Origin of the sequence: Acinetobacter sp. YH01009, assembly GCF_013420765.1 — a bacterium.
GTDB lineage: Bacteria > Pseudomonadota > Gammaproteobacteria > Pseudomonadales > Moraxellaceae > Acinetobacter > Acinetobacter amyesii.
In genome coordinates this window covers 1-12,584 of record NZ_VOYE01000003.1, presented here as the reverse complement: position 1 = coordinate 12,584, position 12,584 = coordinate 1, and the positions used below count along the sequence as shown (strand labels likewise).

The following is a 12,584-nucleotide window of genomic DNA, read 5'->3' as shown; positions in this document are numbered from 1 at the left end:
GTTTACTTTATGGCTTTGTTGATTACAGACAAATGCATCAATTGTGACATGTGTCTACCTGAATGTCCCAATGATGCCATTTATGAAGGCTCAAAGATTTATGAAATCGATGTCGCACGTTGTACTGAATGCGTCGGTTTCTATGCGCACCAAACTTGTGTTTCAGTTTGTCCGATTGAGTGCATTGTGCCTCATCCTGAACATGTGGAGACAGATGAGCAGTTAATGGAGAAGTTTAAAGGCTTGAATTTATTTAAATCTTAAATTCGTGATGTGATTGGTATATTAATTGCTTACTCCGCTTTATATTTTATAGAGAAACAACCTTGGGGAAAGTATAAAAATAAGGTTGTAAAACAAAAATAGCTGGGCAACGAATAGGATTCAAAATGTGTGGGGACATTTTTGAATCCTAATTTTGCAGACAAAAAAGGAACTCCGGTGTTAGCATCCAAAGTTCCTGTAAAACGAGAATATTAAGAAAAATAATATTCAAATGACAACATTCAGCGCGGCCAGCGTGTTTCTCGAAACACACTGGCCTTTCTTTTATTGACCCGAACGGATGATGTAATCAAAAGCAGACAATGAAGCTTTCGCGCCTTCACCTGTTGCAATGATGATTTGTTTGTACGGTACTGTTGTACAGTCACCTGCAGCAAATACACCTTTCACATTGGTTTCGTTACGCTCGTTAATTACGATCTCACCACGGTTTGAAAGTTCAACCGCTGTTTCTTTTAAGAAATCAGTATTTGGTAACAAACCGATTTGTACAAAGATACCTGCCAATTCAATCGTTTTGATTTCATCTGTTGCACGGTCTTTGTAGTTCAGTGCAGTCACTTGTGAACCATCACCAACTACTTCTGTAGACAATGCATTCATGATCACAGTCGTATTCGGCAAGCTGTTTAACTTGTCTTGAAGCACTTGGTCAGCACGAAGCTTGGTATCAAACTCAACAAGCGTTACATGTTCAACAATACCTGCAAGGTCGATCGCTGCTTCAACGCCAGAGTTACCACCACCGATCACTGCAACACGTTTGCCTTTGAACAATGGACCGTCACAGTGTGGGCAGTAAGCTACACCACGAGTACGGTATTCTTGCTCACCTGGAACATTCATCTCTCTCCAGCGTGCACCTGTTGAAAGAATCACTGTTTTAGATTCAAGTTTTGCACCATTCTCTAAAGTCACTTCAACTAAGCCATTAGCTGTTTGGTCAGCACCTTTGATGTCAGATACACGTTGCAAGTTCATAATGTCCACACCGTACTCACGTACATGTGCTTCCATTTCAGCAGCAAACTTAGGACCTTGAGTCTTTTGAATCGACGTGAAGTTTTCAATGTCCATCGTATCCATGACCTGACCGCCCATGCGTTCAGCCACGATACCTGTTTTAATGCCTTTACGTGCTGCATAGATTGCAGAAGTATTCCCCGCAGGGCCGCCACCAATCACAAGAACATCAAAGGCTTCTTTGGCATTTAACTTTTCAGCATCTTTTGCGGCAGAGTTGGTGTCTAATTTAGCAATGATTTCTTCCAAGGTCATACGACCTTGACCAATGTGCTCACCGTCTTGGAATACCATTGGTACAGCCATGATTTTGCGTTCTTCGACTTCGTCTTGGAAGAATGCACCATCAATCATGGTTGCAGTTGTACCTGGGTTATAGATCGCAATTAGGTTCAAGGCTTGAACCACGTCAGGACAGTTATGGCAGCTGAGTGATACGAACACATCAAAGTCAGTTTTAAGACCTAAACCTTTAATGGTATTCAGTACTTCGTCAGAAACTTTCGGTGCATAACCAGAGGTTTGTAACAATGCCAAAATCAAAGAAGTGAATTCGTGGCCCATCGGTAGACCTGCGAAGAATACACGTGGTGTTTCACCTGCTTTTGCAATACCAAAGCTTGGCGCACGGCTGTTGTTACCGTCAAAACGTGCAGTCACTAAATCAGATAAGGCAGCAACTTCGGTCACCAATTCTTTAATTTTGTCTGATTTGTCAGTGCCGTTTAAAGTCGCGACGATTTCAATCGGGCCTTCAAGGCGTTCAAGTAAGGTTTTTAATTGAGCAGAAGTATTTTGATCTAACATTGCTAACGTCTCCAGAGGAGTAAATTTATTTGATGAGAGAATGATAGAACAAACCATTAAATAGGTGAAACGGTTTGTTTTTATAAAATTAATCGGTTTTACAAATCAAATGATTAAATTTCTTTCTAAATCATAAATATATGGGCCTATATTAACATTAAAATGATTTATTTCGTACATATATATCGTGATAAATCCCTCATTTTTTTCTTTTTTATTGAAATCACACCAAGCCTGCGCAAGACCCACTTACGTCCTGATTAATTACAAAATCTTTATAAAGCTTTAAGTTTCATTTCAGCAAGACGGCATTAAATCAAATGAAATATCAGGTGATTTGACTGCTTTTGAGTTCCATCAATAAAGCCACAATCAATCCCTTGCATCAATCAGCCATCGATCTACAAGTATAAAATCAACAGTGAGCAGAATAATGAAAATTGAATTTGTCTTTGATATTGTTTATCCCATGAGTTATGTCGCATTTCAAAAGTTAAAACAAAACTGGAATGAACATACCGCAACCCGTGTAGAGCTATTGCCGATTCAACGCGTTCCTGAAATTCCTGAACAAGGCTTAGATGTGCTGTAGTATTTAACCAATAAGTATGGCGCAAGTGCAGCAAATCGAAAACTCGAAATGACAAAGTTTGCCGCTTATAGCGAAGATGTGATTGTCAATATTGAGCACATGAAACGTATGCCAAACAGTCAACTGGCTCATCAAGGTATTTTGGCCTTGGACAATATTCTGGATCAATATGCCCTGACTCAAGCCTTATTATTCCATGCATTATTTGCACACGGTCAAAATATTGCTGATATTCAGGTTTTAAAAAGCATCATTGAAGGCATTGGTTTAGATGGCTCAAAAGTACTGCGCTCAATTCAACATAAAGATATTGCAGACCGTCAGCATGAAATTACACAATATGTAAAATCAAAGGGACAGCACCCCATTCCTTTTTACCTTGTGGATGGCGAAGTGAATGATCAGACTTTTTCTACACAGGAACTTCGACAACTGTTTCATCGCGCAAGTTAATCTACCCAAGATCAAAAATCCCCATACAATGTGATGGGGATTTTTATTCTGAGCAATGCAATGATCTAAAAAGAAAATAGGCCTGTTAATGAAGTCCCTGCTCAATTCGATTAATCCGTGATTTGAAATGCTGAGATAGTAGATACAAAATTAAGCTCAAAACCAGCGTGAGTACCATCACGGCGATCAACACCCAACGTACAACAACTTCTACTACATTGGCTTGCTGAACTTGTTTTTCCACGCTTTGCGCCATCGGTGTCATGGTTTTATCAAATAGCTGATTTTGCATTGCCCAGAGCTGTTCAGGCTGAAAACCGTATTCACGGAATTTTGCTGGATTTTGTTGCTCGGCATTGATTAAGGATTGCACCAAAGGAATTGCTGTCGCACGATCTACAGGCTTATGCATCAAAGCAGCTTGTGCAAGTAAATAGGCTTGCACGGGTTTTGCCAATTGTGCATCTTCCATCTCGAAAGCCAGCTGGCTTTCTTGAATATTTTTTTCATAATGTACCAATTTTTGATCTGCTGCACGGTCATCATGATTAAGGTCATATTGCACATAAGTTAAGCCTGACCAAAGCACGATAAACGATAAAATCCAGCCGACAAATTTCAATACAAAAGATTGGAATCGAATTCTAAAAAATTGAAATTTCTTTAGAAATCCAACCAAGAAAAATGCGCCAATAAATGAAACGATAAGTTTGAGAAATAACCAACCAATAAAGGATAAAAAATTTGAAAAATAGTCGGAGGACTCACCGAGTTGATATGCCAAATCACCTGCACTAACAGGGATATGCAGTTGCTGTACGCTAGAACTTAGGCCAAAAAAGCTATAGACCATATCATGCTGAATAAACAGCATCACAGCCGAAACGATCAGCACAGAAACACTGGTTAAAGTCAATAACGTCAAATTGCGTTGACGCTTCTTAATGGTTTGAAGCCCTGTTTCCAGTTGCTGCGGATTTAGCGCATATTCATCAATGGGAGGCAAAGACATACTCCTTCAGATTATATTTTCACCTCCCTCACCGTTTATGAAGAAGGGTTTGAACCACTCGATTCAATTACTAAATGATTCAAATTATTTTGTAAGGCACGAATACGTGTCGTCGCTTCTTCACGCTTTTGTACACCTTCTTTCTGAATTTGAATCACATCATTAACGGTTTTAATGAGGGTATTTTGCACATGTTCAAGTGTGTCAATATCAATCACTGAACGCTGATTGGCTTTCGCTGTATCGACAGAGTTTTGATGCAACAAATCTGCATTGCGTTTTAACAGGTCATTGGTCGCATCATCAATGCTATTTGCCAATTGCACGCTGTTCTTTTGTTCTTGCAATGAAATCGCCAAGCTAATTTGGTTTTTCCAAGCCGGTAAGGTGATATTTTTAATAGCATAAAATTTATCAACCAACATCAAATTGTTGGATTGAATAATACGAATCATCGGCAAGGTCTGCATCGCAGACTGTTGCAAGATCTGTAAATCACTCACACGTTTTTCAAGATTATTTGCCAAATGATTGAGGTCATAGATTTTTTGCGTAGTGGTTTGATCTTGAACTTGAGTGGTTAAGCTTGCAATTTCCTGTTGAATTTCTTGCTCTTTCAACTTACCTGCGGCGATATACACACCTAATTGTTTATATTCGTCTTGTACGCCTTCAAACATTTTATCTAAGGTATTTACACGCGCTTTTAAGCCATTTTGCGAAGTTTCAATTTCTTTAACTAAAGCATCAATTTGCTCTTTAGTGGTATTAAAGTGCTGATCAAAACTTTGCTTGGCACCTTTAAATTTACTCAGTAAACCACCAAAAAATCCTGAGCTTTTCGATTTATTTAAAATGCTCGTGGTATTCAATTGCTGTGCGACTTGTACCACCTGATTGAGCTTTTGACCTGTCGCATCCAGATCTTTATTTTGCACCAAATTTAATAATTCATCGGTATAGGTCGACGTCTTGGTGGCAATGTTTTTACCATATTCGGCAACACTATTATGACTTAAATCTGCCAATTCCTTACGTGCAGCTTCGACTTCGTGAAAATCGGAAGTTTGTAAGCCAATTTCCTGTAAATTGAGTTGCTGAAACTTTTCTTCAGTCAATTCTTTACTTACTTCAACGGGTAAATTTTTGGCATCTAAATCGGTCATAACTCACCTTATATTTCTAAGACTTAGAGGAATTCTCTAATGATTTTTTTAAAGTTTTAATCAAATTTTCACGGCTATTATCAAGCTTTTCCAATGAACTTGTCGAGTTACTTTGACGACTTTGTTTCACATGATATTGCCATGCCGGAATCAACACTTGCTGAGCTTCCTTATATCGATCTAATAAACCAAAAGAAAGCTGCTGAGAAAGCTGCATTTGTGTAATTGCAATATCATTACTGGCTTGTAAGGTTTGCAACGTATTCACCTTTTTCGATAAGCGTTCTGCAAAGTTATCAAGCGGATGCTGATTTTTAACAAACTGTGGGTATTCCAGCAAAAATTCTTCAGCCGCGACGATATAGCGCGCCATTTGCTCACGTAAACCCTGTAATTGATTAAAACGTGCTTGGGACTTTTGAATTTCTAACTGTAATTTTTGGCTCAGATGATTTGCCCGATCAAGCAATTGATCCAAATTTTTATAATATTCAACTTGTCCTGAACCGTACTCCAAATCAATGCCTAACCATTTTTGCAAGGCATTAAATTTGCGTGTTTTTAAATATTTTTTTGAATTGGCTAAGGCTTGAATCAACTGCTCAATGGTTTGACTAAGTTGTTTCGTCAACTGAGGGTCAACACCGTCTAGCAGCACCGACTGTGCTTGAATTAATTGATCGGCATAATGATTAAGACGATATTGATCGGTCAGTAATGGCACAAGGTCATTCCGCTTAATCGAAAGCACTTCCGCCCGATCTACCGTAATATCCTTTAACGGCACCAATACATCAATTTGTGACATAGCCAATTAAACTCAATAAAATCATTTTTATACTACAAGTTTTGCCATAAAAGTCTTGTAGTATTTTGCAAAAAATACATCTATTTCATCAGTCAAATTTCGCCATCAAATTCAACCGTTGCATATAGATCCGCCAAAGCAGCCATACAGCATCATTTGAATGGATATGATGACCTACACAGATGAATTCAAGCTTAAGACACCCAAAGATTCAATCTAGATTTAAATTAAACAACTGACTCTACATGAATTATTATCAAAATTATCGTAAAATTTAATTCATATACCTTAGAACCAAATATTAGATCAATAATTTTAGAGGCTTAAATGGAACGTTTTTTCCATAACACAATGTATGCAGCACGTTGGATTCTGGCTCCCGTGTACTTTGGTTTATCCTTTGCACTATTACTGCTCGCGATTAAATTTTTCCAAGAAGTCATTCATGTCCTTCCGCATATTTTAGAATATTCAGAAGCTGACCTGATTTTAGTCATCCTCTCTTTGGTAGATATGACTATGGTGGGCGGACTGATTGTAATGGTGATGTTTTCAGGCTATGAAAACTTTGTTTCCCAACTGAAAATAAATGAATCGACCAATCGCTTGAACTGGCTCGGCACCATGGATGCCAATTCATTAAAACTCAAAGTTGCAGCATCAATCGTGGCAATTTCTTCGATTCATTTATTGCGTATTTTTATGGATGCGAAAAACATCCCCAATGACAAAATCATGTGGTACATCATCATGCATTTAACCTTTGTTTTTTCTGCTTTTATGATGGGTTATTTGGATAAAATCAGTAAGCACTAATCTAAGTAAGGCCAATGAAGCCATTTGCGATCATGGCTTCTCGTCAAATTTTAAATCTAGTTATTCATCAAGTTCACTCATTTGCCTTAAACGCTCAAGATCCAAGATCGCGATTTGTCCATAATTCCACGCGATCACTTGTGTTTGGACAAATTGCTGTAAATGTTTATTCAACGTTTGCCGTGAAATATTAAATGACTCTGCAAATTCCTGCTGACTGAGTTTCAGGGGAATTTCCTGCCGACATCCATATTGTTCATAGAGTCGAATCAAATGTCTTGCGATACGCTGCTCTAACGTTGCTGTTCTCAAATAACGATTATGCTCAAACATCAAATACATGCGTCGACTGAGAGATTGCACGACATTCCAAAGTGCCTGCGGATCACGCTGTAAAACCGCTAAAAACGTTGTTCCAGAAATGATTGCCACCTCGACGTGTGTCGCAGCAAAATAATCATAATTCAAAGGCTTTTGTTGTAAGAGTACGACAAAATTAAATACCGACTGGCGACGAATATAATCATTGACAATCAATTCACCATTATTTTGCAACCAACCAATTTGTAGCGTACCTGAAAGCAAAATATAAATATCTTGCACGATTTGTTGTTGTTTTAAGATGTGCTGCTGCGCATGAAACCGTGAATATTTCACCTGTTGCACAAGCTGTTCTAAAGTCTGATCGCTAAAGCCCTGAAAGATGTCTTCATTACGTAAAATTTGCAACAAATGCTGTTGGGCGGTGTTCTTTTGATCGCTCACGTCTATAAAAAAATGCCTAAGATCTCATTGATCTTAGGCAAGTGCTTAAAAATGTAAAACCATTGTTTTTCGCATTATTTATCTGTTTTTATGCTGTTTTAAATGACGCTCTCATACTTAAGATGCTTTCTCATAAATACGGCCTGCTTCTGAACGCAAGTTTGAAATATCGGTGTTTTGAATATTTTTCAGTACAGTACTCGGCTGACCATTTACATCGACAGGTACATCACCCTCAATGGTGACACGTGAGGCGATACGTAACTCATCACCATAGTCATTGATGGCACGATGCTGCGTTGCACGATTGTCCCAAATGGCAACATCACCAACCGCCCAGCGCCAACGCACAATATTTTCCCATTGCACGATTTGCTCTTGAAACAGTTTAAATAAACGACGTGACTGTGCCGGACTATATCCACTGAAGCGTTTAAAGAAGTGACCTAAAACCAAACTTTTTTCACCTGTTTCAGGATGTACACGCACCAATGGATGCTCGGTTTCCACTTCTACCGCGGTACGGAATAAATGGCGACCTTCTTCATTGTACTGACCTTTGGGAGTCGCATAGTCATAACTATTACTATGCACCGCGCGTAATTGTTCCGCCAGTTTTTGCAGCTCCGGACTTAAATCTTCATAAGCCGTCACGGTATTGGCCCAAACTGTATCGCCACCATGTTCAGGTGCAACTACATTTCTTAAAATTGTGGCTTTGGGATAATTGGGTAAAAATGTAATATCGGTATGCCATGAATCTGCGCGCCCACCACGTGAGTCAATTGACAACGTATGTGCTGTACCATCTTTGAGTGGCACACTTGGGTGATTCAACGGATTTCCTAAAAGTCGTGCAAAGGCTTCTTGTTCTAAATCGGTGAGATCTTGCTGCCCACGCACAAATACAACTTTATATTTTAATAGTGCATGATTAAATTCATCGACCACGCTTTTGTCTAAACTTCCAGACAACTGAATGCCAGAAATTTCGGCACCAATACGACCGGTTACAGGTTTTACTTCAATATGCTGATATTGATAGTCTGGATTGTAATGATTCGATTCTAATTGTGTCATAGGGCTCTACCTTATTCTTCAAATTATTAAGCAACGATGGTGTTGTTGAAATAAAGTGTGCCGACTTCGTGCCCATGACTCTGTCAATTATTTGACAGTTTTCCCAAGTTAAACTGCTATGGTTGTAATGAAATCTGCTTAACAACATTTACACATTTCATATCTAAAAATGCAATAAAGAAAAAATAAAAAAGCCATCGGTATCGATGGCTTTGTGTGCGGATTTTATCTGTATATCACAGCGGAATTATAGATAATTCCCTTCACGCTCAGGTTGATAGAGCACTTTAATGATTTTGACTTTCATGGTATGACCATCAGGCTGCGGCCATTCTATTTCCTGCCCTTCAGCCAAACCTAAAATGGCAGCGCCCACTGGAGCCAAAACATTGACTTGACCTTTATCGCCACGAAAATCATGTGGATAGACCAGTGTAATTTCGGTTGCTTCTGTCGCAGGTGCAATGTTAATGAGAACTTTGGCATTCATACTCACCACATTGGCAGGGACATCTTGTGGAGCAACCACTTCAGCGCGCGCCATCTCATCTTCCAAATGCTCCATCGTCGGCGTCAACTTAGACTGATGCTCCAACATGGTTTCTAAGCGATGTAAATCTTGTTCTGAAAGAATAATATTGGGTTTTTTCATATAAAGTTCCTTTGCGACCTTGCCAACAGATCTATAGCGATGGGCAAATTTTTTGTTATCTCTTATTCCGTTATATCAGAAATATAAATGTTTAGATAACTTTTGAATTTTTCTGATGACATAAAAAAAGCCCCCTTGAGGGGGCTTTTCTCAAGTCTGTTTTATTTTGCGTAAACTGGGAATTTAGCGCAAACAGCAGCAACTTTTTCTTTCACTGCAGCAATCACAGCTTCGTCACCTTTGCTGTCTAGAACGTCAGCGATCCAGCCTGCAAGGTCACGTACTTCAGCTTCGCCAAAACCACGTGTTGTTACAGCAGGAGTACCGATCCGGATACCAGAAGTCACGAATGGAGAACGTGGATCGTTTGGTACTGAGTTTTTGTTCACAGTAATGTGAGCAGCACCTAACCAAGCATCGGCATCTTTACCAGTAATGTCTTGTTTAATTAAAGATAATAAGAACAAATGGTTCTTAGTACCGCCAGAAACAACATCATAACCACGTTCGATTAGAACTTCAGCCATTGCTTGCGCATTCTTAACAACTTGTTGTTGGTAAGCTTTATATTCAGGCGCCATTGCTTCTTTGAAGCAGATCGCTTTAGCCGCTACAGCGTGAACTAAAGGACCACCTTGGTTACCTGGGAATACAGCTGATTGTAATTTTTTCTCGATTTCTTCGTTTGCTTTCGCAAGGATTAAACCAGAACGTGGACCACGAAGTGTTTTATGAGTAGTCGTTGTTGTTACGTCAGCAATTTGTACTGGGCTTGGGTAAACACCAGCAGCAACAAGACCAGCTACGTGAGCCATATCTACGAATAAGTAAGCACCAACTTTGTCCGCGATATCTCGGAAACGTTGCCAATCAACAACTTGGCTATACGCAGAGAAACCAGCCACGATCATTTTTGGCTTGTGTTCTTCAGCTAAACGTTCAACTTCTTCATAGTCGATTTCGCCAGTTTCTGGGTTCAAACCGTATTGAATTGCGTTGTAAGTTTTACCAGAGAAGCTAACTTTAGCACCGTGAGTCAAGTGACCACCGTGAGCCAAGCTCATACCTAAAACTGTATCGCCTGGGTTAAGTAGCGCAAGGTAAACTGCAGAGTTTGCTTGTGAACCAGCGTGTGGTTGAACGTTTGCATAATCTGCACCAAACAATTCTTTAGCACGGTCAATGGCCAATTGTTCGATCACGTCTACATACTCGCAACCGCCATAGTAGCGTTTACCAGGGTAGCCTTCTGCATATTTGTTAGTAAGTTTTGAACCTTGAGCTTCCATTACTGCAGGTGAACAGTAGTTTTCTGAAGCGATTAACTCAATGTGCGCTTCTTGGCGAGCATCTTCATTCGAGATCGCTTGAGCTAATTCAGGGTCAAATTGAGCAATAGAGGTGTTGGCAAACATTAGCGAGGTCCTATTAAATTAGGGCTTTTAAGCCGTGCTAAGATTGGCGCGTATTGTAGCATGAAGTTTTAGAAATGAGAGAGGGAAGTTTGTGCTGTTTTTAAATAAATAATGCCCGTGTTGAATCTGCACGAGCACTATTTAAGTCAAATCAACTTATTGATTTGACATGAGAGTCTCTACATCTTGCACAAAATTTGCCAGATTATCGGTATAAATAGTAAGATGATCCGCTGTCGCTTGCTCACGATAGTCAATTGATGTTCCCAGCTTAGCAAGGCTAATCATAAATTTAGTCGCATCTGCTGGAATGGTCTGATCGGCTTTACCTTGATAAATGATGATCGGCGTTTTCACCGCTGTCGTTAAAGGCTGTGAACCTTCACTCATAAAGTTTTGGATTGGCTTTAAAGTTAAGAAATCAGACTGCGTGCGGCCATAGTTATCCAAAGTCGTGTTCTGACTCGCATAACTGAGCATGTCATCTTGAATTAACTTGGTTAACTCGCCTGAACACACTGTTTCAGCCTGAGGTGCAATCGCAGCCAGATGTCCACTAAATACTTTTGAATAATCCACACTGTTTTTATGCCCTTGCATACCCGCAATGATCTGCGCAGTAAAACTGTCTAAAGGTGCATAAATCATACTTTGCACGGTTGCAGGTTTACCTACAGCTAACTTCTCGCCTGCGTCAAGAATGAGCGCAAGATTATTTGCAGGTGCTATGGCAATCGTTCCCTTATAATTTAAGTCAGCACGCGATGCGAATTCAGCTGCACCTAATACGGCTTGACCACCTTGAGAATGCCCGATTGACACCCAATCCTTCGACACCGTTTTACCTTGGCTGGTTAAATAACTTCGAGCAGCGACAACGGCATCGGTAATCGAAAAGGCTTCACTTTTTAGATTCAGATAAGGATGGTTTTCACGTCCACTAGGTTCCCCTAATCCTTCATAATCGGGTGCCACAACGACATAACCCTTTGCCAATAACATTTGCAATAAATATTCAGTGCCTTGCAAACCTTGTCGGCTCGGAGCGCATTTATCAGCCACACCGGTCGTTCCATGTGCCCAAGCCACAATTTTCCAACCACCTGCCGGAGCAACTGTTTTTGGGGTAAAGACTAAGGCTGTGGCTTGAACAACTTTGCCATCTACTCCTAGCATTTTATAGGTCATCAATCGGCTGTCTGCACTCACAGCAGGCATATTGTCTTGACTATAGGCTGTTGTAGTTACCACCGGATTTTTGATCTGATTGAGATCAGCGTTTGTTTCAGGATTACTAAATTGTTGGTCATTACTATCATTACCGCAGGCTGCTAAAAATAGCGCACTGCTGACTAAAACCGTTAAACGCAGCATTTTCATTCCATGATCCTTTTGTTTGTTGTTTTAAAGTCAATTTTTCATTGAATATGAATCATTAAATACATGGAACAAACTTTTGTTCAAGCCTAATTTTTAAGCAACTACTCTTATTTTAATTTATCAAATTAGGGTGTGTTGACATTTACAGCCGATAAATTGAGCTAAAGAGGCAACCATATAAATATACAAGCTAAAGCAACAGCGCTTTGATAGTTACGTTTTAGCTTATCGTATCTTGTGGCAATTCCTCTAAATTGTTTTAATCTACAAAATGCATTTTCAACTAAATGTCTGATTTTATACATATACCAGTCCATATCATCATTGCTA

The 12,584-nt window shown here is 39.5% G+C and carries 13 protein-coding genes and 1 pseudogene; 4 read left to right on the top strand and 10 right to left on the bottom strand.

Translation table 11 applies throughout. The features are described from left to right. The first annotated feature begins 9 nt into the window (after nucleotides 1–9). Nucleotides 10–264 carry a YfhL family 4Fe-4S dicluster ferredoxin gene (locus FTT76_RS05160; protein WP_180009475.1) on the top strand — a complete coding sequence of 85 codons (255 nt, stop codon included), beginning with the start codon at nucleotides 10–12 and terminating at the stop codon, nucleotides 262–264. 285 nt (nucleotides 265–549) lie between these two features. On the opposite strand, the gene ahpF is transcribed toward FTT76_RS05160, so the two are convergent. Continuing rightward, nucleotides 550–2,115, bottom strand: coding sequence for an alkyl hydroperoxide reductase subunit F (gene ahpF, locus FTT76_RS05155; protein WP_180009476.1), 1,566 nt, complete (start codon nucleotides 2,113–2,115; stop codon nucleotides 550–552). A gap of 433 nt (nucleotides 2,116–2,548) precedes the next feature. Here ahpF and FTT76_RS17615 point away from each other — a divergent pair, with 433 nt between their 5' ends. Then, entirely contained in the window at nucleotides 2,549–2,707 is a 159-nt protein-coding gene (locus FTT76_RS17615) for a hypothetical protein (RefSeq protein WP_257222656.1), read from the top strand. Nucleotides 2,708–2,755: 48 nt separating this feature from the next. Further along, nucleotides 2,756–3,160: a DsbA family protein gene (locus FTT76_RS05150; RefSeq protein ID WP_257222706.1), complete on the top strand. Its 405-nt coding sequence runs from the start codon at nucleotides 2,756–2,758 to the stop codon at nucleotides 3,158–3,160. A gap of 85 nt (nucleotides 3,161–3,245) precedes the next feature. On the opposite strand, the gene FTT76_RS05145 is transcribed toward FTT76_RS05150, so the two are convergent. From FTT76_RS05145 to FTT76_RS05135, 3 genes are read right to left on the bottom strand one after another with little or no spacing between them, the layout of a single operon-like run. Further along, on the bottom strand, nucleotides 3,246–4,166 hold the full coding sequence (locus FTT76_RS05145; RefSeq protein WP_180009481.1) for a hypothetical protein: 921 nt from the start codon (nucleotides 4,164–4,166) through the stop codon (nucleotides 3,246–3,248). Between the two features lie 41 nt (nucleotides 4,167–4,207). After that, nucleotides 4,208–5,338 carry a toxic anion resistance protein gene (locus FTT76_RS05140; protein WP_180009477.1) on the bottom strand — a complete coding sequence of 377 codons (1,131 nt, stop codon included), beginning with the start codon at nucleotides 5,336–5,338 and terminating at the stop codon, nucleotides 4,208–4,210. 16 nt (nucleotides 5,339–5,354) lie between these two features. Continuing rightward, complete coding sequence (locus FTT76_RS05135) at nucleotides 5,355–6,146, bottom strand: tellurium resistance protein (protein ID WP_078189121.1); 792 nt, start codon at nucleotides 6,144–6,146, stop codon at nucleotides 5,355–5,357. A gap of 327 nt (nucleotides 6,147–6,473) precedes the next feature. On the opposite strand from FTT76_RS05135, the gene FTT76_RS05130 reads away from it, so the two are divergent. After that, nucleotides 6,474–6,962, top strand: a complete 489-nt coding sequence (locus FTT76_RS05130) for a TIGR00645 family protein (RefSeq protein WP_078189122.1) — start codon at nucleotides 6,474–6,476, stop codon at nucleotides 6,960–6,962. A gap of 60 nt (nucleotides 6,963–7,022) precedes the next feature. Here the strand turns inward: FTT76_RS05130 and FTT76_RS05125 are convergent, their stop codons facing one another. From FTT76_RS05125 to FTT76_RS05100, 6 genes and pseudogenes are all read right to left on the bottom strand, one after another. Then, entirely contained in the window at nucleotides 7,023–7,727 is a 705-nt protein-coding gene (locus FTT76_RS05125; RefSeq protein ID WP_180009478.1) for a Crp/Fnr family transcriptional regulator, read from the bottom strand. Nucleotides 7,728–7,844: 117 nt separating this feature from the next. Then, entirely contained in the window at nucleotides 7,845–8,807 is a 963-nt protein-coding gene (locus tag FTT76_RS05120; protein WP_180009479.1) for a TauD/TfdA family dioxygenase, read from the bottom strand. A gap of 247 nt (nucleotides 8,808–9,054) precedes the next feature. Next, on the bottom strand, nucleotides 9,055–9,459 hold the full coding sequence (rnk, locus tag FTT76_RS05115; protein WP_078192900.1) for a nucleoside diphosphate kinase regulator: 405 nt from the start codon (nucleotides 9,457–9,459) through the stop codon (nucleotides 9,055–9,057). Between the two features lie 161 nt (nucleotides 9,460–9,620). Beyond that, nucleotides 9,621–10,874: a serine hydroxymethyltransferase gene (gene glyA, locus FTT76_RS05110; protein WP_111885761.1), complete on the bottom strand. Its 1,254-nt coding sequence runs from the start codon at nucleotides 10,872–10,874 to the stop codon at nucleotides 9,621–9,623. Between the two features lie 156 nt (nucleotides 10,875–11,030). Further along, the gene (locus tag FTT76_RS05105; RefSeq protein ID WP_180009480.1) at nucleotides 11,031–12,254 is read right to left on the bottom strand and encodes an alpha/beta fold hydrolase; all 1,224 of its coding nucleotides are present in this window, start codon (nucleotides 12,252–12,254) and stop codon (nucleotides 11,031–11,033) included. A 161-nt stretch (nucleotides 12,255–12,415) separates the two neighbouring features. Further along, nucleotides 12,416–12,584 (bottom strand): annotated as a pseudogene (locus FTT76_RS05100) (IS5/IS1182 family transposase); the annotation flags it as partial.

Coding starts and splice junctions, on each gene's coding strand:
- glyA (WP_111885761.1), bottom strand. CDS start 10,874: ATGTTTGCCAACACCTCTATTGCTCAATTTGACCCTGAATTAGCTCAA.
- rnk (WP_078192900.1), bottom strand. CDS start 9,459: ATGAAAAAACCCAATATTATTCTTTCAGAACAAGATTTACATCGCTTA.
- FTT76_RS05160 (WP_180009475.1), top strand. CDS start 10: ATGGCTTTGTTGATTACAGACAAATGCATCAATTGTGACATGTGTCTA.
- ahpF (WP_180009476.1), bottom strand. CDS start 2,115: ATGTTAGATCAAAATACTTCTGCTCAATTAAAAACCTTACTTGAACGC.
- FTT76_RS05105 (WP_180009480.1), bottom strand. CDS start 12,254: ATGAAAATGCTGCGTTTAACGGTTTTAGTCAGCAGTGCGCTATTTTTA.
- FTT76_RS05130 (WP_078189122.1), top strand. CDS start 6,474: ATGGAACGTTTTTTCCATAACACAATGTATGCAGCACGTTGGATTCTG.
- FTT76_RS17615 (WP_257222656.1), top strand. CDS start 2,549: ATGAAAATTGAATTTGTCTTTGATATTGTTTATCCCATGAGTTATGTC.
- FTT76_RS05120 (WP_180009479.1), bottom strand. CDS start 8,807: ATGACACAATTAGAATCGAATCATTACAATCCAGACTATCAATATCAG.
- FTT76_RS05140 (WP_180009477.1), bottom strand. CDS start 5,338: ATGACCGATTTAGATGCCAAAAATTTACCCGTTGAAGTAAGTAAAGAA.
- FTT76_RS05150 (WP_257222706.1), top strand. CDS start 2,756: ATGACAAAGTTTGCCGCTTATAGCGAAGATGTGATTGTCAATATTGAG.
- FTT76_RS05135 (WP_078189121.1), bottom strand. CDS start 6,146: ATGTCACAAATTGATGTATTGGTGCCGTTAAAGGATATTACGGTAGAT.